Here is a 20,666-nt window from a genome sequence, read left to right on the forward strand (position 1 = left end):
CTGCCGTCGGTCGGGGGGAACAGTCGTCGCGACAGCGCCGAAGGCAGGAGCGGGGGACCCAGGTTTGTGCCGGTCCCGTCCGGAGCCCGTGAGGGCGAAGGGCACCCGGCTCGGGGTGAAGCCGTACGACCCGGGGGTCGTACGGCCGGGCAACTCACCACGCCCGAACCCGACAGCTCACCTCGTAGGCGTCGGTGAGGGAGATCCGTCATGCTGTTCGCCAGCAAGGGCAAGCACCGCCGTCCGTCCAAGGCCGCCAAGTTCGCCGCTTTCGCCGGGATCACCGGTGCCGCCATCGCCGCCCCGCTGATGGGCGCCACCTCCGCCTCCGCCGCCACCGCCGCCGAGTGGGACAAGGTCGCCCAGTGCGAGTCCGGCGGCAACTGGTCCATCAACACCGGCAACGGCTACTACGGCGGACTCCAGTTCTCGCCGTCCACCTGGGCCGCCTTCGGTGGCACGGCGTACGCGTCCAACGCGCACCTCGCCTCCAAGGCGCAGCAGATCGAGATCGCCGAGAAGGTCCTCGACGGCCAGGGCAAGGGTGCCTGGCCTTCCTGTGGTGTCGGCCTGTCCAACGCCCCGTACGGCGGCGGCGCGGCCGAGCAGGCCCCCGCCCAGCCGAAGCAGGAGCAGCCGAAGCAGCAGGCCGCGCCGAAGCAGGAGAAGCGCGCCGAGGCCCCGACCACCCGCTCCGAGCGCGCCGAGGCCCCGAAGAAGGCCGAGTCGAAGAAGGCCCAGGGTCCGGCCAAGAGCTTCCTCAAGGGCGACGGCACCTACGAGGTCAAGGCCGGCGACACGCTGAGCAAGATCGCCGAGGCCGAGCAGGTCGAGGGCGGCTGGCAGAAGCTGTTCACGCTGAACGAGGACATCGTCGACAACGCCGACGTCATCTTCCCGGGCCAGCTTCTCCACCTGGGCTGATCCCCGTACGGACCCCGGGCCGCCGCCGTCCCCGCGGCGGCCCACCCCCCACGGGTCCGTCCCCCTGTGCCCGACAGTCGAGCCGCCCCCGGGCGCTCCGGCGCGGGCACGCCCCCGCCCCGGGCCGGCGCGACTTCCCCCGTACGCGCCGGTCCGGGGCTCCCCCTTTTCCGCGCCGGACGGCCGTGCCGACAGCCGGTCCTTACACCCGTCTGAGCGGGCAGGGGCGCAGGTGAGAGCCCTTACCGGCGGGTAGCGGCGCGGGTGCGCCGCCCATCGGGATTCTTCGCACTCTTTTTCGTCCCAGGGGGCGGGCATCGGCGGGCCGACACCCCCCGTCCGGTTAGGCTCGTGACCGCAAGGGCCGAAACAAAACCCGCATCCCACGCGTCACATCCCAGAAGGAGATGCTCGTGCCGTCCATCGACGTCGTCGTAGCCCGGGAAATCCTCGACTCCCGGGGCAACCCCACGGTCGAGGTCGAGGTGGGCCTCGACGACGGCAGCACCGGCCGTGCTGCCGTGCCCTCCGGTGCATCCACCGGAGCCTTCGAGGCCATTGAGCTCCGCGACGGGGACCCGAACCGCTACCTGGGCAAGGGTGTCGAGAAGGCCGTCCTGGCCGTCATCGAGCAGATCGGCCCCGAGCTGGTCGGCTACGACGCCACCGAGCAGCGGCTGATCGACCAGGCCATGTTCGACCTGGACGCCACCGACAACAAGGGCTCCCTCGGCGCCAACGCCATCCTCGGCGTCTCCCTCGCCGTGGCGCACGCCGCCTCCGAGGCCTCCGACCTGCCCCTCTTCCGCTACCTCGGCGGCCCGAACGCGCACCTGCTGCCCGTTCCGATGATGAACATCCTCAACGGCGGATCCCACGCGGACTCCAATGTCGACATCCAGGAGTTCATGATCGCGCCGATCGGCGCCGAGTCCTTCTCCGACGCGCTCCGCTGGGGCACCGAGGTCTACCACACCCTCAAGAAGGTGCTGAAGGGCCGCGGCCTCTCCACCGGCCTCGGCGACGAGGGCGGTTTCGCGCCGAACCTCGGCTCCAACCGTGAGGCGCTCGACCTCATCCTGGAAGCGATCAAGGAGGCCGGTTACGCCCCCGGCCGCGACATCGCGCTGGCGCTGGACGTCGCCGCCTCCGAGTTCTACAAGGACGGCGTCTACGAGTTCGAGGGCAAGTCCCGCACGGCCGCCGAGATGACCGAGTACTACGCGGAGCTGGTCGAGGCCTACCCGCTGGTCTCCATCGAGGACCCGCTGTTCGAGGACGACTGGGACGGCTGGAACACCATCACCGCGAAGCTCGGCACCAAGGTGCAGCTCGTCGGCGACGACCTGTTCGTCACCAACCCGGAGCGGCTGGCCCGCGGCATCGAGGAGAACTCGGCCAACGCCCTGCTCGTCAAGGTCAACCAGATCGGGTCCCTCACCGAGACCCTCGACGCGGTCGAGCTGGCCCAGCGCAGCGGCTTCAAGTGCATGATGTCGCACCGCTCCGGCGAGACCGAGGACGTCACCATCGCCGACCTGGCCGTCGCCACCAACTGCGGCCAGATCAAGACCGGCGCCCCGGCCCGCTCCGAGCGCGTCGCCAAGTACAACCAGCTCCTGCGTATCGAGGAGATCCTCGACGACGCCGCCGTGTACGCCGGCCGCAGCGCGTTCCCCCGCTTCAAGGGCTGACGCCGCACGGCTGACCGGCGCCCCGGCAGCCCGTCGTGCGCCACGTCCCCGGCCGCGGTCCCGTACCGTGTCCGGGGACGTACGCACATATGGACGGAGCAGGGGAGGCGGACGGAATGGCCCGGAAGAGCGCCGGAGCCGGCGGTGACCGGTTCTCCACCGCGACCAGGCTGCGTCTGCTCGGCGAGCAGACGGCCGCCCGTGTCTACCGCTCCCAGAACAAGCGGCAGGCCCGCCGCTCCCGGCTCACCGGCCGGGCCGCGTTCCTCGCCCTGATCGTCTGCTCCCTCGTGGTCGCCCTCGCCTACCCCATGCGGCAGTACGTCTCCCAGCGGGGCGAGATCGCCGAGCAGCGGGAGCGGCGCGCCGAGGCCGAGCAGCAGGTCGAGCGGCTGCGCGACGAGAAGGCCCGGCTGCGGGACGATATGTACGTCCGGCGTCTTGCCCGGGAACATCTGCACTACGTGGAGCCCGGCGAGACCGGCTACACGATGATCGACCCCGAGGCGGCCGAGCGGCGCCGCACCGACCAGGGCTCGGGCGACCGGCCCTGGTACTCGAACGTCTGGGAGGGCGTCGACACCGCGGACCGTGAGTGACGCGTCCCGTACGACCCCTTCCCCCGTAGTACCCGTACGCACCATCCGGACCCAAGGCAGGCATGGAAACCCCTCCTCCCACCACCGAGCACACCGCCCCCACGGACGCGGACATCGCGGCCTTCGAGGAGCAGCTCGGACGGCCGCCGCGCGGGCTGCGCGCGATCGCCCACCGCTGTCCCTGCGGACTGCCGGACGTGGTCGAGACCGCGCCCCGGCTGCCCGACGGCACCCCCTTCCCCACGCTCTACTACCTGACCTGCCCGCGCGCCGCGTCCGCGATCGGCACGCTGGAGGCGAACGGCGTGATGAAGGAGATGTCCGAGCGGCTGGCGAGCGACCCGGAGCTGGCCGCCGCCTACCGGGCCGCGCATGTGGACTACATCGCGCGCCGGGACCGGATCGAGGAGCTGAAGAACTTCCCCAGCGCCGGCGGGATGCCGGACCGGGTGAAGTGCCTGCACGTCCTGGTCGGCCACTCGCTGGCCGCGGGCCCCGGGGTGAACCCGCTGGGCGACGAGGCGATCGCGATGCTGCCCGAGTGGTGGCGCAAGGGCCCGTGCGTGACGCCGTGCGGCGCCGGCGCCGGCGCGGGTGCCGAGTCCGGTGCTGGTGCCGGCGCTGGTGGGTCCGGTGCCGGTGCGGGGGCCGCGTCGTGACCCGGGTCGCCGCCGTCGACTGCGGTACGAACTCCATCCGGCTCCTCGTCGCCGATCTCGACCCGGCCACCGGGCGGCTGACCGAACTGGACCGCCGGATGATCATCGTCCGGCTCGGCCAGGGCGTGGACCGGACCGGGCGGCTCGCGCCCGAGGCGCTGGAGCGGACCTTCGCCGCCTGCCGCGAGTACGCCGCGGTGATCAAGGAGCACGGGGCGGAGCGGGTGCGCTTCGTCGCCACCTCCGCGTCGCGCGACGCCGAGAACCGCGACGAGTTCGTGCGCGGCGTCCTCGACATCCTCGGGGTGGAGCCGGAGGTCGTCACCGGGGAGCAGGAGGCCGAGTTCTCCTTCACCGGCGCGACGAAGGAGCTGCCGGGACACGAGGAGCGGCTGGTCGTCGACATCGGCGGCGGCTCCACCGAGTTCGTCGTCGGGCGGGAGCACGTCGAGGCCGCCCGCTCCGTCGACATCGGCTGCGTACGGCTCACCGAACGCCATGTCCGCACCGACCCGGTGACCCCGGCCGAGCTGGCCGTGATCCGCGCCGACGCGGAAGCGGCGCTGGACCTGGCCGAGGAGACCGTCCCGCTGCGCCGGGCCGCGACCCTGGTGGGTCTGGCCGGTTCGGTGACCACGGTCGCGGCGATCGCGCTCGGGCTCGACAGCTACGACTGGGCCGCGATCCACCACTCCCGGATCCCGTACGAGACGGTCGCCGACATCACCCGGCGGCTCGCGGCGGCCACGCACGACGAGCGCGCCGCGATCCCGGTGATGCACCCGGGCCGGGTCGACGTCATCGTCGCGGGCGCCGTCGTCCTGCTGGCGATCATGGAGCGGACCGGGGCCCGGGAGGTCGTGGTGAGCGAGCACGACATCCTCGACGGCATCGCCTGGTCGCTGGTCTGACCCTCTCGGGGCACGGGGTCTCTTGCGAGGGTCCGACGGGTCAAATCCGACATAAGGGCCGTATAAATCGGTCCTGCGCACCGGTCGGCGGGCGGTCCGCAAAGAGCTTCGTGAAGTTCTTCACAAGGAAAAACGACCTGATGGGCGCCCCGGGGGGCCGAAAGGCCCGGTCCGGGGGGCCGGAGGGCCCTCCGGGCCCCTGAGGTGGGGGACTTGAGCCCGTTTTCGCCGGGTGGACCAGACGCCCGGCAAACGCCCTGTGCGGGCTCAAGGGGCCAGCTCAGAGGGGTGCCCAACGACTGAACCACCGGCCGCGTTCCCCGTCCGCCGTGTCAGATGGATCACGAGGGCCGCGCAGTGTAGCAGAGGTGCCCACCGTTCTTGTGAAGGGGCTCACGAGCACCCCCTCCGAGGGGGGTGGATACTCGATGGCATGAGCACCACGGAGCGTCCCAGGATCCTCGTCGTAGGCGGTGGGTACGTTGGCTTGTACGCGGCCCGGCGCATCCTGAAGAAGATGCGCTACGGAGAGGCGACCGTCACGGTCGTCGACCCCCGCTCGTACATGACGTACCAGCCCTTCCTCCCCGAAGCCGCCGCCGGCAGCATCTCGCCCCGGCACGTCGTCGTCCCGCTGCGACGCGTGCTGCCGAAGGCCGAGGTGCTCACCGGTCGGGTCACCACGATCGATCAGGACCGCAAGGTCGCCACGATCGCCCCGCTCGTCGGCGACGCCTACGAGCTGCCGTTCGACTACCTGATCATCGCGCTCGGCGCGGTCTCCCGTACCTTCCCGATCCCCGGCCTCGCCGAGCAGGGCATCGGTATGAAGGGCATCGAGGAGGCCATCGGCCTGCGCAACCATGTGCTGGAGCAGCTCGACAAGGCCGACTCGACCACCGATGAGGAGGTCCGCCGCAAGGCGCTGACCTTCGTCTTCGTCGGCGGTGGCTTCGCCGGTGCCGAGACCATCGGCGAGGTCGAGGACCTGGCCCGCGACGCGGCCAAGTACTACAACAACGTCAAGCGCGAGGACATGCGGTTCATCCTCGTCGACGCCGCCGACAAGATCCTTCCCGAGGTCGGGCCGAAGCTCGGCCAGTACGGCAAGGAGCACCTGGAGGGGCGGGGTGTGGAGATCTACCTCCAGACCTCCATGGACTCCTGCGTCGACGGCCACGTGGTGCTGAAGAACGGCCTGGAGGTCGACTCGGACACCATCGTGTGGACCGCGGGTGTGAAGCCCAACCCGGCGCTCGCCCGCTTCGGTCTGCCGCTCGGCCCCCGCGGCCACGTGGACACCGCCACGACCCTCCAGGTCCAGGGCACCGACTACATCTGGGCCGCGGGCGACAACGCCCAGATCCCGGACGTCGCCGCCCGCAAGGCCGGGGTCGAGAACGCCTGGTGCCCGCCGAACGCCCAGCACGCGCTGCGCCAGTCGAAGGTGCTCGGCGACAATGTGATCTCCGGGATGCGGGGCTTCCCGCAGAAGGAGTACAGCCACGCCAACAAGGGCGCGGTGGCCGGTCTCGGCCTCCACAAGGGCGTCGCGATGATCGTCATGGGCAAGATGAAGATCAAGCTCCGCGGCCGTCTCGCCTGGTACATGCACCGTGGCTACCACGGTATGGCCATGCCGACCTGGAACCGGAAGATCCGGGTCTTCGCGGACTGGACCCTCCAGATGTTCCTCAAGCGCGAGGTCGTGTCGCTCGGCGCGATCGAGTCCCCGCGCGAGGAGTTCTACGAGGCGGCCAAGCCCGCGCCCGCCCCGGCGGCCGTCGCCGCCCCCGAGAAGGCCAAGGCTTCCTGACTCCGGCCTTCTCCCCGGCACCCTGAACGAAAGGGCCGCCCGCCTCCGTGGTGCGGGCGGCCCTTCGCCGTGCCCGGACGCACTCGCCCGTACCCGGCCGTACCCGGACGCACCTGCCCGTGCCCCGTCCGTACACCGCCATGCGGGCGCTTCGGTGTGGTTCGGGGGGTGGCTGCGGGCCAGGTTTCCGGTCATCACGCGCACCCCGGGGGAAGCACCCACCGTAGGCGGGTTGTTGTGGCGGACAGCAACACAGCATCCGCAGGCACCGGAAGCCGGATCTCACGGAGGTGTGCGCCATGACCCCAGTCGCCCCGCGGCTGACCGCCCTCGCCCGGGAACTGCTCGGGAGGCCGTTCCCGCTGCGGATCCGGGCCTGGGACGGATCCGAGGCGGGCCCACCGGGCGAACCCGTCCTCGTCGTCCGCCACCGCCGCGCGCTGCGGCGGCTGATGTGGCGGCCGGGCGAGCTGGGGCTCGCCCGCGCCTATGTAGCCGGTGACCTGGACGTCGACGGCGATCTGTACCGGGCGCTGGACCGGCTCGCCGGGGTGGTGTGGGGCATGTCGACAGGGGAGGCCGCGAGCCGGGCCGGCGGGCCGCGGCGTCTCGCGGACCCCCGGATCCGGGCCGCCGCGGGACGGCTGCTGGCGCTCGCCGGGCCACTGCCGCCCCCGCCCCCGCCCCCGGAGGAGGTCCGCCATCGCGGCGGCGCCTCCCACACCCGGCGCCGCGACGCGCGGGCCATCAGCCACCACTACGACGTCGGCAACGACTTCTACGGCCTCGTCCTCGGCCCGTCCATGGTCTACTCGTGCGCCTACTGGGGCGACGGGATCACCGGCCTGGAGGACGCCCAGACCGCCAAGCTCGACCTGGTCGCCCGCAAGCTCGGCCTCGCGGAGGGCGACCGGCTGCTCGACGTCGGCTCCGGCTGGGGCTCGATGGCGATCCACGCGGCGAGCGCTTACGGGGCCCGGGTCACCGGGGTCACGCTCTCCCGCGAGCAGGCCGCGTACGCCCGTAAAAGAGTCGCCGACGCCGGTCTGACGGACCGGATCGAGATCCGGGTCCAGGACTACCGGGACGTCACCGACGGGCCGTACGACGCGATCTCGTCCATCGGGATGGCCGAACACGTCGGCTCGGCCAAGTACCACGAGTACGCCACCCGGCTGCACGGACTGCTCAGGCCCGGCGGGCGGCTGCTGAACCATCAGATCGCCCGCCGCCCCGAGGCCGACGAAGCCGCCTATCACGTGGACGATTTCATCGACCGGTACGTCTTCCCCGACGGCGAGCTGTCCCCGCTGGGCACCACGGTCAACGATCTGGAGGCCGCCGGGTTCGAGGTGCGGGACGTGGAGTCGATCCGGGAGCACTACGCGCTGACGCTGCGCAGCTGGGTACGGAACCTGGACGCCGACCCGGGCCGCGCCGCCCGGCTCACCTCCCCGGGACGGGCCCGGGTCTGGCGGCTCTACATGGCCGCGTCGGCGCTCTCCTTCGAACGCAACCGGATCGGGGTCAACCAGGTCCTCGCGGTACGGCCTGGCGTCGGCGGCGACTCCGGACTGCCGCTGCGTACCCGCGTCTGGAGCTAGGGAGTTTCTTTCGGATCAGGCCGGATCAGTGAGCGGGGTCTGGTGCCGTGGATCGCAAGGCGGAGGATGGAGTCCACGCGGAGCGTCGACGACTGACGACAACGCGGCGAGGCGCGGTGCCAGGGCACGCGAGCCCGGCAAGATCCGAAAGAGACGACCTAGGACTTTCTCCGATACGGGAAGGGCCCCGGGATCCTCGAAGGATCCCGGGGCCCGCCGTGTCGCGCGTACCGGCTACTCGGTCTTGATGGCCGTCAGCATGTTCAGCCTCGCGGCGCTGCGGGCGGGCCACAGGGAGGCCAGCACGCCGACCACACCGGCCAGCAGCAGGAAGATCGCGATCCGCTCGTACGGGATCACCAGCTCGTAGCCCGGGACGGAGTCCCGGAAGGTCTCGCCGATGGCCCAGCCGAGGAAGGTGCCGAGGCCGACGCCGATCACCGCGCCGAAGACCGAGATCACCACGGCCTCCAGCCGGATCATCCGCTTCACCCGGCGCCGGTCGAGACCGATCGCCCGCAGCATGCCGATCTCCTGCTGACGCTCGAAGACGGACATCGCCAGGGTGTTGACGACCCCGAGGACCGCGATGATCAGGGCCATCGCCAGCAGGCCGTACATGACGTTCAGCATGGTGTTGATCATGCCGCCGAACATATTGCGGATGTCCTGCTTGTCCATGACGGTCATGGCCGGGTTGTTGCCGAGGGAGTCGACCAGCGCCTGCTCGTTGGCCTTGGTCTCACCGCCGGCCATCGCCACCCAGACCTCGCTGATGTCGGGCTTCTCCTCGAAGGGGGCGAGCACCCTATGGTCGAGGACGAAGTCGGAGACCATCTCGTTGTCCGCGATGACCGCGCCGACCGTCAGGGTCTTCGGGGTCTTCTTGTCGTTCTTCTCGAAGACGACCGGCAGCTTGTCGCCGGGCTTCCAGCCGTGCTTGTCGGCGGCGGATTCCTCGACGACGATCTGTCCGTCGGCGAGGGTCTTCACCGAGCCGGAGAGGACGTCGACGTCGAAGACACCGCCGAAGCCGGCCGCGTCGACACCGGAGACGTTCTCGCCGGTGCCCTTGATGTCGATATGGGCCCGCTGGACGCGGGAGATCGACTCGACGCCCTTCGCCCCGGACAGCGCCGTGACGGCGGAGAGGTCGAGGGCCGTGCCGCTGCTCATGGTGACCAGGTAGTCGGCGCGGATGTTGTCGGTGGTCATCTTGTCGATGGCCTGGCCGATGGTCACCCCGATCACGGTCAGACCGGTGACCAGGGTCAGCCCGATCGCCAGGGCGGAGGCCGTGGCACCGGTACGGCGCGGGTTGCGGACCGCGTTCTGCGCGGCGAGCTTGCCGGAGACCCCGAAGGCCCGGACCAGCAGCGGACGGATCGAGGCGACCATCGGCCGGGAGAGCTGCGGGATCAGGATGATGACCCCGATGAGGGAGAGGAAGGCCCCGGCGGCGATCATGATCCGCCCGGTGCTGCCGTTGCTGTTCCCGGCCCCCGCGACGATCATCACGAGTCCGGCCGCGGTCAGCACACTGCCGATGATGTTGCGGATCAGCAGCGACTTGGACGAGGCCGTCGCGTGGACGCTGCTCATCGCGGCCACCGGGGCGATCTTCGCGGCGCGCCGGGCGGGCAGCCAGGCGGCGAGCACGGTGACGACCACACCGACGATCAGCGCGGAGAGCACCGCGGTCGGCGAGATGATCAGCGGACCGTTGGGGATCTTGGCGCCGAAGGAGCCGACGAGGGAGCGCAGCCCGACGGCGAGGCCGAGGCCGATACCGAAGCCGACGGCGGAGGCGAGTACGCCGACCAGACCGGCTTCCAGGATGACCGAGCGCTTGACCTGGCGGCGGGAGGCGCCGACGGCGCGCATCAGGGCCAGCTCACGGGTGCGCTGGGCGACCAGCATGGTGAAGGTGTTGGCGATCAGGAAGATCCCGACGAAGAGCGCGATCCCGGCGAAGGAGAGCAGCATGGTGCTCATGCCGCTCATCTCGCGCTTGATCATGTCGGCCTCTTCGTCGGCCAGCTGGGTGCCGGTCTCCGCGTCGGCGTCCTTCGGCAGCAGCGGCTTCACCGCGGCGAGCACCGTGTCGTCGGAGACTCCGCCCTTGGCGGTGACGGTGACGCTGCTGAAGTGGCCGGGCTTGAGGTACTGCTGCTGGGCCACGGCGGTCTCGAAGAGGACCAGGCTGCCGCCCGCGTTCACCGCGCCGTCGTCGGTGGTGAAGACGCCGGAGAGGGTGAACTCCTTGACCGGTCCCGTGGTGGCGACCCGGACCGTGTCACCGATCTTGTAGTCGCCCTTGTCGGCGGTCGACTCGTCGAGGGCGATCTCCCCGGCGGCCGCCGGTCCCGCGCCCTGGGTGAAGTCGTACGACGGGTCCTTGCCGTCCTTGCCGGGGGCGAAGTTGCCGCCGCTGTTGGCCCAGCCGTTGCCGATCAGCTTGCCCTTGCGGTCGGCGACGCCGGCGAAGCCGTCGACCCGGCCGACGGCCCGGTCGACCTGGCCCAGGCCCTCGATCTTCGTCACGACGGAGTCGGGCAGGCCCTGGTCGTTGCCCTTGTCGGTGGGGCTGAGGACCTGGACGGCGATCTTCTCGTAGCCCTTCGCGGACTGCTTGCGGAAGGCGCTGCCGAGGGTGTCGGTGAAGACCAGGGTGCCCGCGACGAAGGCCACGCCGAGCATCACGGCGAGGACGGTCATCAGCAATCGGGCCTTGTGCGCGAGAATGTTGCGCAAAGCGGTACGGAGCATGTCATTCAGTCCTGGGGTGAGAGCCGGGCGGTGGGGGCAGCCGGGGTCAGCTGGTCCGGCCCTTGGCGTCGAATGCCTTCATCCGGTCGAGTACGCCGTCCGCGGAGGGGTCGATCATCTCGTCCACGACCCGGCCGTCGGCGAGGAAGATGACCCGGTCCGCGTAGGAGGCGGCGACCGGGTCGTGGGTGACCATCACCACGGTCTGGCCCAGCTCGCGCACGGAGTTGCGGAGGAAGCCGAGGACCTCGGCGCCGGAGCGCGAGTCGAGGTTTCCGGTCGGCTCGTCACCGAAGATGATCTCCGGCTGGGAGGCCAGGGCGCGGGCGACCGCGACGCGCTGCTGCTGACCGCCGGAGAGCTGGGTGGGGCGGTGGCTGAGCCGCCCGGAGAGCCCCACCATGTTGATCACGTTGTCCATCCACTGCTTGTCGGGCTTACGGCCCGCGATGTCCATGGGGAGCGTGATGTTCTCCAGCGCCGTCAGCGTCGGCAGCAGGTTGAAAGCCTGGAAGATGAAGCCGATCTTGTCCCGGCGGAGCTGGGTGAGCTGCTTGTCCTTGAGGGTGCCCAGTTCGGTGTCCCCGATCCGGACGGAGCCGGAGCTGAAGGTGTCGAGGCCGGCCACGCAGTGCATCAGGGTGGACTTGCCGGAGCCCGAAGGGCCCATGATCGCGGTGAACTCGGCCTGCCGGAAATCGACACTGACGCCGTCGAGCGCGATCACCTGGGTCTCGCCCTGTCCGTACACCTTGGACAGGTCCGTGGCGCGGGCGGCCACGGCGGCGGCGCGGTGGGTGAGGTTCATGGTGGTCACGAGGCGAGGCTCCTGTCGATGTCGATCGGGACGCTCTTATCCTCTCCTCACCCGATGGGCCGGTACGTCAGACCCCGTGCCCGTTCCCGGGACACTCTTGGGTCGCACCCCGGACCCCGATCCTCCTCCTTTGGTATGACCCCGTTCCGTGGCCCCGTCGATCGATCGGGTGACGTCCGGGCGCCCGGCGCATCCGTACGACACCCCCGCCCGGCCGTGCGCCGACGCGATCGCGCGGGCGTCGAGTTTCCGTCAATCGCATGAAGTCGTGAGGGTGACCAACTGTCGGGACACCTGTACGCACACGGCTCTCACCTGCACTGACGCTTAATCAGGCGGCAATAAAATCAGACAAGATCGGGCCATCTGCCAGCCGTCGCCGACCGGGCCGCCGATAGGCTCGTCCCCCGTAGCGGCACCCTCATTCTGGCCCGGATGGTGGAACGTAGACACGGCGAGCTTAAACCTCGCTGCCCGTTACAGGGCGTGCCGGTTCGAGTCCGGCTTCGGGCACCGACCCACCCGGAGAAGACCCCGAGAATCGTTGAAGACTGAAACTCCAAAGGGAGCGCCGAACGGCGCTCCCTTTCCCGTGTGCCCGCGGTTCGGGATCCCATGCGTCCGGGCCGGCCACTACTTCCGGCTCGGCCACTACCTCAGGTTCGGCCGCCACCTCAGGTTCGGTCGCCGTCCGGGCCGGTCGAGGGTCCGGGCCGGGAGGGGCCGGACCCTCCCGGCTCCGGACGGTCTGCGGGGGTGGGTGCGGGTGGGGTGCGCGTGGGGTGCGGTCGGTGTCCGGGGCACGGCGGCGAGGTGTACTCCGGGACGGGTGCGGGAACGCGACCCGAAGCCGACGGAAACGATCTGAGAAAAGCGTCACGATCTGGAAAGATCCTCCGCTGGCACGAGGGCCGGATCTTTGCCCTCGCATTACTCTTGTCGCTAAGGCCGCGCTCGGCGGCCATGGAGGAGTGAGATGAGGAGCAGTAACCCGGTCTTCTCGCGACGGGGGTTCAGCCGCGACAACGGCACGGCGGGCTTCAACGCGCAGCCGCAGGCCGGGAGCGCCGCCGTAGGAACCAACCCGTACGCGCAGGCCCCTACCACGGGCAACCCTTACGCGACCAACCCGTACGCGCCCACGGACGCGCAGGTCGACGCCGGTCAGCAGCCGCGTTCGGGCGCGATGACGATCGACGACGTCGTCTCGCGTACCGCGATGACGCTCGGCACGGTCGTCGTCACCGCCGCCCTGGCGTGGATCATGCTGCCCGTCGACGAGGGCAGCCTCGGCAAGTCGTACGGCATCGCGATCGGCGCCGCGCTCGTCGCCTTCGTCCTGGCGATGGTCCAGTCCTTCAAGTCCAAGCCGGTTCCGGCGCTGATCCTGGCCTACGCGGCCTTCGAGGGTGTCTTCCTCGGTGTGATCTCCAGCGCCGTCAGCACCTACATCAGCCCGGGTGTGGTCGCCCAGGCCGTGCTCGGCACGATGGCGGTCTTCGCCGGTGTGCTGGTCGCGTACAAGATGCGCTGGATCCGCGTCAACCGCCGGTTCTACGGCTTTGTGATCGGCGCGGCCATCGGCTTCATGCTGCTGATGGCCGTCAACCTCCTCGTCGCCGTGATCGGCGGCGGTGACGGTCTCGGCCTGCGCAGCGGTGGTCTCGGCATCCTCTTCGGTGTGATCGGCATCATCCTCGGCGCCTGCTTCCTCGCGCTCGACTTCAAGCAGGTCGAGGACGGCATCACCTACGGTGCCCCGCGCAAGGAGGCCTGGTTCGCGGCCTTCGGTCTCACCATGACGCTGGTCTGGATCTACCTGGAGATGCTCCGGGTGCTCTCGATCCTCTCCGGCGACGACTGATCCCGGCACCGTTTCACACGGCTAGCTGTGAGGAAGGGCCCGCAGGCATCGTGCCGGCGGGCCCTTCCGCCGTTCCGCCCCGTTGATGTCGTGCGTCGCGCGCCCCCCGGCTACAGGAGTTTGCGCGCGGCCCGCCGCAGGTCGTACTCGTGGATGATCGCCTTGGCATGGCCGTACGAGAGTTCGTACTCACTCCGGAGCCAGCTCACCTTTTCCTCGAATCGAACGAGGGAGGGGCCGTCCTCGACGGTGTGAAGCCATTCCGAGATCTCCCGGCCGGTGCAATGAGGAATGCGGGAGAGGAGATTGCGGTGGGTCTCTTCGGAGAAGATCGGGGCTGGGGACATCGGCGCCTCCGGACGCGTCGCGCGTGTGCTCCTTCCCGACACCGTGCCCGAGGCTTCGCGTATTGGCAACAGTCCCTGGGGTGTGCATAGGCTGCCGTGTGCTCGATACGACCCCTCTCCTCGATGCCGCCGAACGCTTCGCCGACACCCTGCGCGGCGCCCCGCAGAGCCGCCTGGCGCGTGGCGCGGCGGCGGAGGGACTCACACTGGCCAGGGAATTGGCACGCCGTGCCCAACTGCTGGAGGAGCCGGGGCGGGAGCCGGTGACCATGCCGGACGCGGGACTGTTCGCCGTGGCCGACCAGGTCCTGGTGGCGGCGACGGATCTGGCCGAGGCGCTGAGGACGGCCCCGGAGCGGGACCCGGGCGGTGCGGGGGCCGCCGCCGGGGGCGACGACGCCGTTGACGAGGCCGTCGACGCGATCCGTACGGCGAAGCGGCGCGCGTTCCCCTGACGCGGCGCGGCGCCGGGGCGTGACTCGGGGGCGTTGACGGGGCACGGTGACGGGCCGGATCCCCCGCCGCGCCGCCGCACCCGCGCCACCGCCCCGCCCGTCGCGCCCGTCACCGTACGCCGAGGCGCTCCTTCAACCAGGCCGTGCTCTCCGCCGCCGCCGCGTCGGGCACCGTCGTATGCCCCGCCGCCGGGTACTCCCGGTAGGTCACATCGGAACCCGCGTCGGCCAGCCGGGCCGCGTACGACGCGGTGACGTCCGCCTGCACCACCTCGTCCCGCCCGCCCTGGCCGATGAACAGCGGTACGTCGAGCCGGACCACCGGGGTGTCCACATTCCGCCGCAGCTCGCGCATCAGCCCCGCCGAACTCTCCGGACGGGTCTTCCAGACCGTGTCGTCCTTCAGGCCCCCCACCACGACCTGCTGGACAACGTCCGGGAAGCACTTGTCCTTCGCCGTCGGGAGCAGGGCGCGGCCCGGGTCGCTCAGCAGACCGCTGAAGTCGCGCTGCGCCTTGAACGCCCGGATGCCCTCGATCACCAGCGGGTACAGCGCCGTCCGCAGGGCGCGTTCCTGGGTGGGCGAGGTGGAGCGGTCGGACACCAGGCGCGTCATCTCGGTCGGCGGCGCGGTGGCCGCCGCGCCCCGGAAGTTCAGCCAGGGCGCGTACCGCTCCGCGTACACCGCGGCGCCGACCGCCGCGTGCCCGCCCTGCGAATGGCCGGTCGCCACCCAGTCCCGTCCGATGCCGAAGCCCGCCTGCCGGGCGGCGCGCACGGCGTCGACGAGGCTGTAGGCGGCGCTGCGGACATGGAGATACGGATGGGGCCCCGGGGTGCCGAGGCCCTCGTAGTCGGAGGCGACGACCGCGACCCCGGCGTCCAGCCAGGCCCGGATCCGCGGATCGTGGGCGAACCGCCCCGCCGTCGTACGGCTGCGGGCGCAGGCGTCGGCCAGGCCCACGGTCGCGTGCGCCACCGAGACCACGGGCCAGCCGTCGTCCGGGGCCGGTCCCGCGGGGGCGAACAGCAGCCCCGAGACGGTCACCCGGTCGCCCCTCGCCCCCGTGGAGGTGTACGTGATCAGCTGCCCCGGCCCGCCGTGCGGACGGGCCTCGGCGGGCAGGTCGGTGGCCTTCAGGAGCCGTCCGCTGCCCGGCGCGGGCACGACCGCCGCGCCGCGATGGTCGTCGGCGTCGGCGGGGGCGGGGGCGGCGCTCGCGGGGGCGAATCCGGTCAGGCCCGCGGTGAGGGCGGTCAGCGCCAGGGCGCCCGCGGTCGCCCGGCGGGTAACGCCGGGACGGCTCGGGCGGCGTATGGAGGTCACGGTCGAACCCTTCGGAGGAGTCGGAACGCCGGTACGGCGACCGTGCGGGCATTCTCGACGACGTGATGATCCGCGGGGGAGCGATCGAGCCAATCACCGGACGGGCCCGGCAACGCGAACGCCCTCGCGCGATCGGCGCGAGGGCGGGGGAAGAGGAAGGGAGGGGGAAGGGGCGGGTCCGGAGAGCGGGGGGCGGTGGTCGGCTACAGCGACGCGATGACCCGGTCCGCGAGGACGTAGACCGTCTCGTCACCGCAGACGAAGGTGAGCGCGTACGCCCCCGAGACGCTCGAACCGCCCAGCAGCAGGGGCGTCTCGCCGTTCCGCAGCGCCCGCGCCAGCTGTTCGGCGGTCTCACGGTGACCGGGGGTCATGCACAGGGTCGTACCGTCCACGAAGACGTACACATCGAGCGTCCCCAGCGGGCCGGGCCGTACGTCGGCCAGTTCGGTCCGCGCCTCGGCCAGCTCCTCCAGCCGGGACACCGTGCGCTCGTGGTCCGTGCTCACGGGGGACTGCGCCGGGACGAAGTCGGGGTGCGAGGGGTGCCGGCGGCGGGCGGCGGCCAGCTCGGGCGAGTCCTCGGCGTACTCGGCGTACTCCGGGACGTCCTCGCCCAGGTCCGTGAGCCCCGTCAGCTCGGTGAGCCCGGTCAGCTCCGACAGCTCCGACAGTTCGTCCAGCGCCTCGGCCATGTCGTGGTCGACGGCCTCCAGACCGACGAGATCGGCCTGCCGCGGTACGTAGAACGGCAGCTCCTCGCCGGGAGCGCCGGCCGCCCCCGGCGCCGACACCCCGCCGACCAGCGGCGCGGGCGCGTCCGCGGCGTCCCGGGCCTCCTGCGCGGCCCAGAAGGCCCGCGCCTCGGCCAGCTCGCGCTCCCGCTCCTCGGCGAGGGCCTCGGCGACGGCCGCGCGTATCTCGGCGGCGGGCGTGGACCGCGCCTGCGGTACGGCGGCGACACCGGCCGCCACCGCGGTGGCGGCCGAAGCGGCCTCGGCGGTGGCCCTGGCGGCGTCGGAGACGACGGACAGTTCGGTGCGAAGAGCCGTGACCTGGCGGCGCAGCCCGTGGGCGGCGTGCAGGGCAGCGGCGCCCACGGCCGTGGCAGCGGCCGTGGTCAGCAGCAGAGCAAGAGACAAGGCGCTCACTGACGTACTCCCGATTTCATCGACACCCCCGACTTCCTACATCAGCTTGCGACGGGGTGTCCGCCCCTGTCAGTGCAATACGTCACGAATTGGACAGGACTTTCGGCCTGCGGTTTAACGTGTCGACGCCTCTGACCTGCGGAAATGGGAGTGGAAAAGGGGCAAGGTCACATCCTGGGGCAGTTTCCATCACGACTGGAGAACGACGTACGGAACCGCTGGTGAAGCCCCTTCTCCGGCCTGCTTCTCAGCTCAACCTCTCCCTGTCTTCGGTCGCGTCCGTTGCGGCCCCTACCCTCCACTTCCGCTCAGCTGAGTCGCTCCAGGACCATCGCCATCCCCTGGCCACCACCCACGCACATCGTTTCCAGTCCGAACTGCTTGTCGTGGAACTGGAGGCTGTTGATCAGCGTGGCCGTGATGCGGGCGCCGGTCATTCCGAACGGGTGGCCCACCGCGATCGCGCCGCCGTTGACGTTCAGCTTGTCGAGGGCGATCCCGAGGTCCCGGTAGGAGGGGATCACCTGTGCCGCGAACGCCTCGTTGATCTCCACGAGATCGATGTCGCCGACCGTAAGACCGGCCCGCGACAGCGCCTGCTTCGACGCCTCGACCGGGCCGTAGCCCATGATCTCCGGGGAGAGCGCCGACACGCCCGTGGAGACGATCCGGGCCAGCGGGGTCAGTCCCAGGTCGCGCGCCTTGGTGTCGCTCATGATCACCAGTGCCGCGGCGCCGTCGTTCAGCGGGCAGCAGTTTCCCGCGGTGATCAGTCCGTCCGGCCGGAACACCGGCTTCAGCGACTCGACGCCCTCCAGCGTGACCCCGGCGCGCGGGCCGTCGTCCCGGCTGACGACCGTGCCGTCGGGCGTGGTCACCGGGGTGATCTCGCGCTCCCAGAAGCCCGCGGCGATGGCCGCCTCGGCGAGGTTCTGGGACCGTACGCCGAACTCGTCCATCTCGCGCCGGGTGACGCCCTTCAGCCGGGCCAGGTTCTCCGCGGTCTGCCCCATCGCGATATACGGATCCGGGAGCAGCCCGTCCCCGCGCGGGTCGTGCCACTCGTCGACGCCGCCCTCGGCGACTTTCGCGGTCCTGGCCTGCGCCTCGTCGAAGACCGGGTTCCGGGTGTCCTCCAGGCTGTCGGACGACCCCTTGGCGAAACGGGACACCATCTCCACGCCCGCCGAGACGAAGACATCGCCCTCGCCGGCCTTGATCGCGTGCAGCGCCATCCGCGAGGTCTGGAGGGACGAGGAGCAGTAGCGGGTGATCGTGCAGCCGGGGAGGTGGTCGAGCCCCATCCGTACGGCGACGATCCGCGCCAGGTTGTAGCCCTGCTCGCCGCCGGGCAGACCGCAGCCCAGCATCAGATCGTCGATCTCGGCGGGGTCGAGTCCGGGCACCTTCGCCAGGGCGGCCCCGACGATCGTCGCGGTCAGGTCGTCGGCCCTCAGATCCTTCAAGGAGCCCTTGAAGGCCCGGCCGATCGGGCTGCGGGCGGCGGAAACGATGACGGCTTCGGGCATCACGGCTCCTGGTGGAGGGGGTGGGCTGGTTGGAAGCTACCGCCAGGTAGGAGCGGGGTCACGGGTGTCGGAGTGTGACGGTCACCTCAATTCTAAGCGTCCGCTCAGTCGGCTGTCACCCGTCCCGTCCCGTCCCGTCTCACCCCCGTCCCCGCCCCTGTCTCCCGCTGTTCCCGCCCCGGCGCGCGGTCCGGGGCCCGTACGGGGCGGGCTGCGCCACCCGGTGTCGCGCCGCGACAGTCGGTCCGTGAATTTATTCCCCTTCGCCCGGCGTGATTTCCATACACCCTCGGGACGGCCGTGATATCGCGTGATCCGTTGCGCCTTTGAACGCGATCGGATGTGATGTTCGCCGAATTGGTGTGGCCCGACCATGCCAAGCCGATGGAGGGTGAAACTATGCGTATGCGTAATCGCTTCGGAGTTTTTGCCGGGGCTACCGTCATCGCGGCGACCGGTCTGCTGACGGGCGCGGGGACCGTACAGGCCCAGCCGCTGCCCGCGCCGCCCACCGGGGTGACGTACAACGTGATGAGCGCCACCAACGGTCTCCAGGTGGAGGCCATACGCAACGGGGTGCGTCTGGGCTGGGGCAAGTGGCGGCAGAACCCGGAGTCGCTGGAGAACCTGCCGGGCGACACGCTCATCGCGCGGAACCAGCGGACCGACGGTATTTACGTCAGGACGTATCTCGCCAGCCGGGCGCATTCCGCGTCGACGAAGTCGAATGACGGCGAAGGCTATGAGAAGCATGTGAGCAAAAACCACTCGGATGAGGGCGCCAGGGCCTGGATGACGGTCTGTGTGGGCTATATCAGCAATGGGGACGAGACCTGCTCGGGTCAGTACCCGGTCACTATCTGACCTTTATGGTGACGTGACGCGACCGTAAAAGGCGGACGGCCCGATTCCCTCGTGGGATCGGGCCGTTTCGCATATGCCTCAGCGGCGGTGTGCCCGGAAGCGCGGGGGGTGGGTGGAGGGCTTCGACGGCTTCGGGGGCTGCGAGTCGGTCGGGTGCTGCTCCGGGGGCGCCGTATCCCCGGCGGTCCCGGCGGTCCCGGGCTCCCCGGCCGTCCCGGGCTCTTCGTGCCCTCCGTGGTCTCCGTGCCCGCCGTGTTCCTCCGGCAGCCGCCGCCGGCGGCGGTGTTTGAGCAGGGCCCAGGGAGCCCGGGACGGGGTGACCTCGGTGCCCGCCTCCCGTGCCGCGGTGGCCGCCGCCTGGGCGACGGGGAGCACGCTCTCGTCCCGCGACGCGTCCGGCCGGTCCGCCTCCGGCCACAGGCCGAGCGCCGCGCAGACCGTGGGGAGCATGGCCATCGCCGCGGTCGCGTACCCCTCCGCCGACGGGTGGTAGTTGTCGGTCGAGAACATCTCGCGGGGATTCGCCGCGAACTCGGGGCCCAGCAGATCACCGAGGGACACCGTCCGGCCGCCCTGCTCCACCGCGACGATCGTCTGCGCCGCCGCCAGCTGGCGCGAGACCCGGCGGGCCAGCCAGCGCAGGGGCTGATAGACCGGTTCGATCGTGCCCAGGTCGGGACAGGTGCCGACGACGACCTCGGCCCCGGCCGTCCGCAGCCGCCGGACCGCCGCCGCCAGATGCCGTACGGACTCCGTCGGCGGCATCCGGTGGGTGACGTCATTCGCCCCGATCATGATCACGCAGACGTCGGGGAGCCGGGACGCGTCCGACAGCAGCAGCGTCACCTGGCGGTCGAGATCGTCGGAGCGTGCGCCCGAAAGGGCGACATTGACCACGTCCACCGGGCGTTCGGCGACCGCCGCGAGACCGGAGGCGAGCAGCGCGGCCGGGGTCTGACCGGCCCGGCGCACCCCCTGCCCGGCGGCCGTGGAGTCGCCGAGCACACCCAGGAAGAGCGGCCGGGACCGGCCGAACGCCAGCCCGTACAGTCCGTCGCCGCGCGGCGGCAGGGGGGCGATACCACCGGCCACCGTCCGCTTCGCCAGCTGGACCTCCGCCAGCACCAGTCCCAGGGCCGCCACACCGGCCAGGCCGATGCCGCCACCGCCGTAGGCCGCGCCCGCGGCGATACGCCGTGCCACTCTCGCTCCCGACACCGCCCACCTCCTGTCGTCAAGACCTAACTGCCCGGTAACCCGCATCGCCCAATCACGGTCCTGTGCGCATACGCTGGACCGCACCCTTCAGCACCCTCGGACCTGGCACCTTTCAGAC

Annotated in this window: 17 protein-coding genes, 1 tRNA gene and 1 riboswitch; of the genes, 11 read left to right on the top strand and 7 right to left on the bottom strand. The window is 70.9% G+C overall.

Translation table 11 applies throughout. The features are described 5' to 3' along the window. The first annotated feature begins 25 nt into the window (after window positions 1–25). A riboswitch (cyclic di-AMP (ydaO/yuaA leader) is annotated at window positions 26–206 on the top strand. A gap of 4 nt (window positions 207–210) precedes the next feature. From ACFXG1_RS12060 to ACFXG1_RS12090, 7 genes are all read left to right on the top strand, one after another. Continuing rightward, window positions 211–924, top strand: coding sequence for a transglycosylase family protein (locus ACFXG1_RS12060; protein WP_384723850.1), 714 nt, complete (start codon window positions 211–213; stop codon window positions 922–924). Between the two features lie 413 nt (window positions 925–1,337). Continuing rightward, complete coding sequence (eno, locus tag ACFXG1_RS12065) at window positions 1,338–2,618, top strand: phosphopyruvate hydratase (protein ID WP_384717896.1); 1,281 nt, start codon at window positions 1,338–1,340, stop codon at window positions 2,616–2,618. A gap of 116 nt (window positions 2,619–2,734) precedes the next feature. Continuing rightward, window positions 2,735–3,217 carry a septum formation initiator family protein gene (locus ACFXG1_RS12070; protein WP_384717894.1) on the top strand — a complete coding sequence of 161 codons (483 nt, stop codon included), beginning with the start codon at window positions 2,735–2,737 and terminating at the stop codon, window positions 3,215–3,217. Window positions 3,218–3,279: 62 nt separating this feature from the next. Further along, complete coding sequence (locus tag ACFXG1_RS12075; protein WP_384717892.1) at window positions 3,280–3,876, top strand: DUF501 domain-containing protein; 597 nt, start codon at window positions 3,280–3,282, stop codon at window positions 3,874–3,876. Further along, a complete protein-coding gene (locus ACFXG1_RS12080; RefSeq protein WP_384717890.1) occupies window positions 3,873–4,787 on the top strand; it encodes an exopolyphosphatase in 915 nt (304 codons plus the stop codon). The genes ACFXG1_RS12075 and ACFXG1_RS12080 overlap by 4 nt, the downstream gene beginning before the upstream one ends. Before the next feature lie 433 nt (window positions 4,788–5,220). Further along, entirely contained in the window at window positions 5,221–6,603 is a 1,383-nt protein-coding gene (locus ACFXG1_RS12085; protein ID WP_384717888.1) for an NAD(P)/FAD-dependent oxidoreductase, read from the top strand. Window positions 6,604–6,902: 299 nt separating this feature from the next. Further along, on the top strand, window positions 6,903–8,207 hold the full coding sequence (locus tag ACFXG1_RS12090) for a class I SAM-dependent methyltransferase (protein WP_384742263.1): 1,305 nt from the start codon (window positions 6,903–6,905) through the stop codon (window positions 8,205–8,207). A gap of 234 nt (window positions 8,208–8,441) precedes the next feature. On the opposite strand, the gene ACFXG1_RS12095 is transcribed toward ACFXG1_RS12090, so the two are convergent. After that, complete coding sequence (locus ACFXG1_RS12095) at window positions 8,442–10,976, bottom strand: ABC transporter permease (RefSeq protein WP_384719799.1); 2,535 nt, start codon at window positions 10,974–10,976, stop codon at window positions 8,442–8,444. A 46-nt stretch (window positions 10,977–11,022) separates the two neighbouring features. Continuing rightward, on the bottom strand, window positions 11,023–11,784 hold the full coding sequence (locus tag ACFXG1_RS12100) for an ABC transporter ATP-binding protein (protein WP_384719801.1): 762 nt from the start codon (window positions 11,782–11,784) through the stop codon (window positions 11,023–11,025). Window positions 11,785–12,222: 438 nt separating this feature from the next. On the opposite strand from ACFXG1_RS12100, the gene ACFXG1_RS12105 reads away from it, so the two are divergent. Together ACFXG1_RS12105 and ACFXG1_RS12110 are read left to right on the top strand one after the other, a co-directional pair. Continuing rightward, window positions 12,223–12,306: transfer RNA gene (locus ACFXG1_RS12105), tRNA-Leu, on the top strand. Between the two features lie 463 nt (window positions 12,307–12,769). Continuing rightward, complete coding sequence (locus tag ACFXG1_RS12110; RefSeq protein ID WP_384719955.1) at window positions 12,770–13,657, top strand: Bax inhibitor-1/YccA family protein; 888 nt, start codon at window positions 12,770–12,772, stop codon at window positions 13,655–13,657. 110 nt (window positions 13,658–13,767) lie between these two features. Here ACFXG1_RS12110 and ACFXG1_RS12115 read toward each other — a convergent pair whose 3' ends face one another. Further along, window positions 13,768–14,004: a DUF4287 domain-containing protein gene (locus tag ACFXG1_RS12115; RefSeq protein WP_384719957.1), complete on the bottom strand. Its 237-nt coding sequence runs from the start codon at window positions 14,002–14,004 to the stop codon at window positions 13,768–13,770. Between the two features lie 98 nt (window positions 14,005–14,102). Between ACFXG1_RS12115 and ACFXG1_RS12120 the strand changes: the two genes are divergently transcribed. Beyond that, window positions 14,103–14,459: a hypothetical protein gene (locus tag ACFXG1_RS12120; protein ID WP_384719959.1), complete on the top strand. Its 357-nt coding sequence runs from the start codon at window positions 14,103–14,105 to the stop codon at window positions 14,457–14,459. Between the two features lie 109 nt (window positions 14,460–14,568). On the opposite strand, the gene ACFXG1_RS12125 is transcribed toward ACFXG1_RS12120, so the two are convergent. The 3 genes from ACFXG1_RS12125 to ACFXG1_RS12135 form a co-directional block, all read right to left on the bottom strand. Next, window positions 14,569–15,786 carry a lipase family protein gene (locus ACFXG1_RS12125; protein WP_384719961.1) on the bottom strand — a complete coding sequence of 406 codons (1,218 nt, stop codon included), beginning with the start codon at window positions 15,784–15,786 and terminating at the stop codon, window positions 14,569–14,571. A 203-nt stretch (window positions 15,787–15,989) separates the two neighbouring features. After that, a complete protein-coding gene (locus ACFXG1_RS12130; protein WP_384742266.1) occupies window positions 15,990–16,937 on the bottom strand; it encodes a hypothetical protein in 948 nt (315 codons plus the stop codon). Between the two features lie 308 nt (window positions 16,938–17,245). Next, entirely contained in the window at window positions 17,246–18,466 is a 1,221-nt protein-coding gene (locus ACFXG1_RS12135; protein WP_384722338.1) for an acetyl-CoA C-acetyltransferase, read from the bottom strand. A gap of 399 nt (window positions 18,467–18,865) precedes the next feature. On the opposite strand from ACFXG1_RS12135, the gene ACFXG1_RS12140 reads away from it, so the two are divergent. Then, window positions 18,866–19,330: a hypothetical protein gene (locus ACFXG1_RS12140; protein WP_384742268.1), complete on the top strand. Its 465-nt coding sequence runs from the start codon at window positions 18,866–18,868 to the stop codon at window positions 19,328–19,330. 78 nt (window positions 19,331–19,408) lie between these two features. Here ACFXG1_RS12140 and ACFXG1_RS12145 read toward each other — a convergent pair whose 3' ends face one another. Next, a complete protein-coding gene (locus ACFXG1_RS12145; RefSeq protein ID WP_384742270.1) occupies window positions 19,409–20,533 on the bottom strand; it encodes an SGNH/GDSL hydrolase family protein in 1,125 nt (374 codons plus the stop codon). Window positions 20,534–20,666: the final 133 nt, after the last annotated feature.

The organism is Streptomyces sp. NPDC059248 (genome assembly GCF_042753905.1).
In the GTDB taxonomy this organism is placed as follows: Bacteria; Actinomycetota; Actinomycetes; order Streptomycetales; family Streptomycetaceae; genus Streptomyces.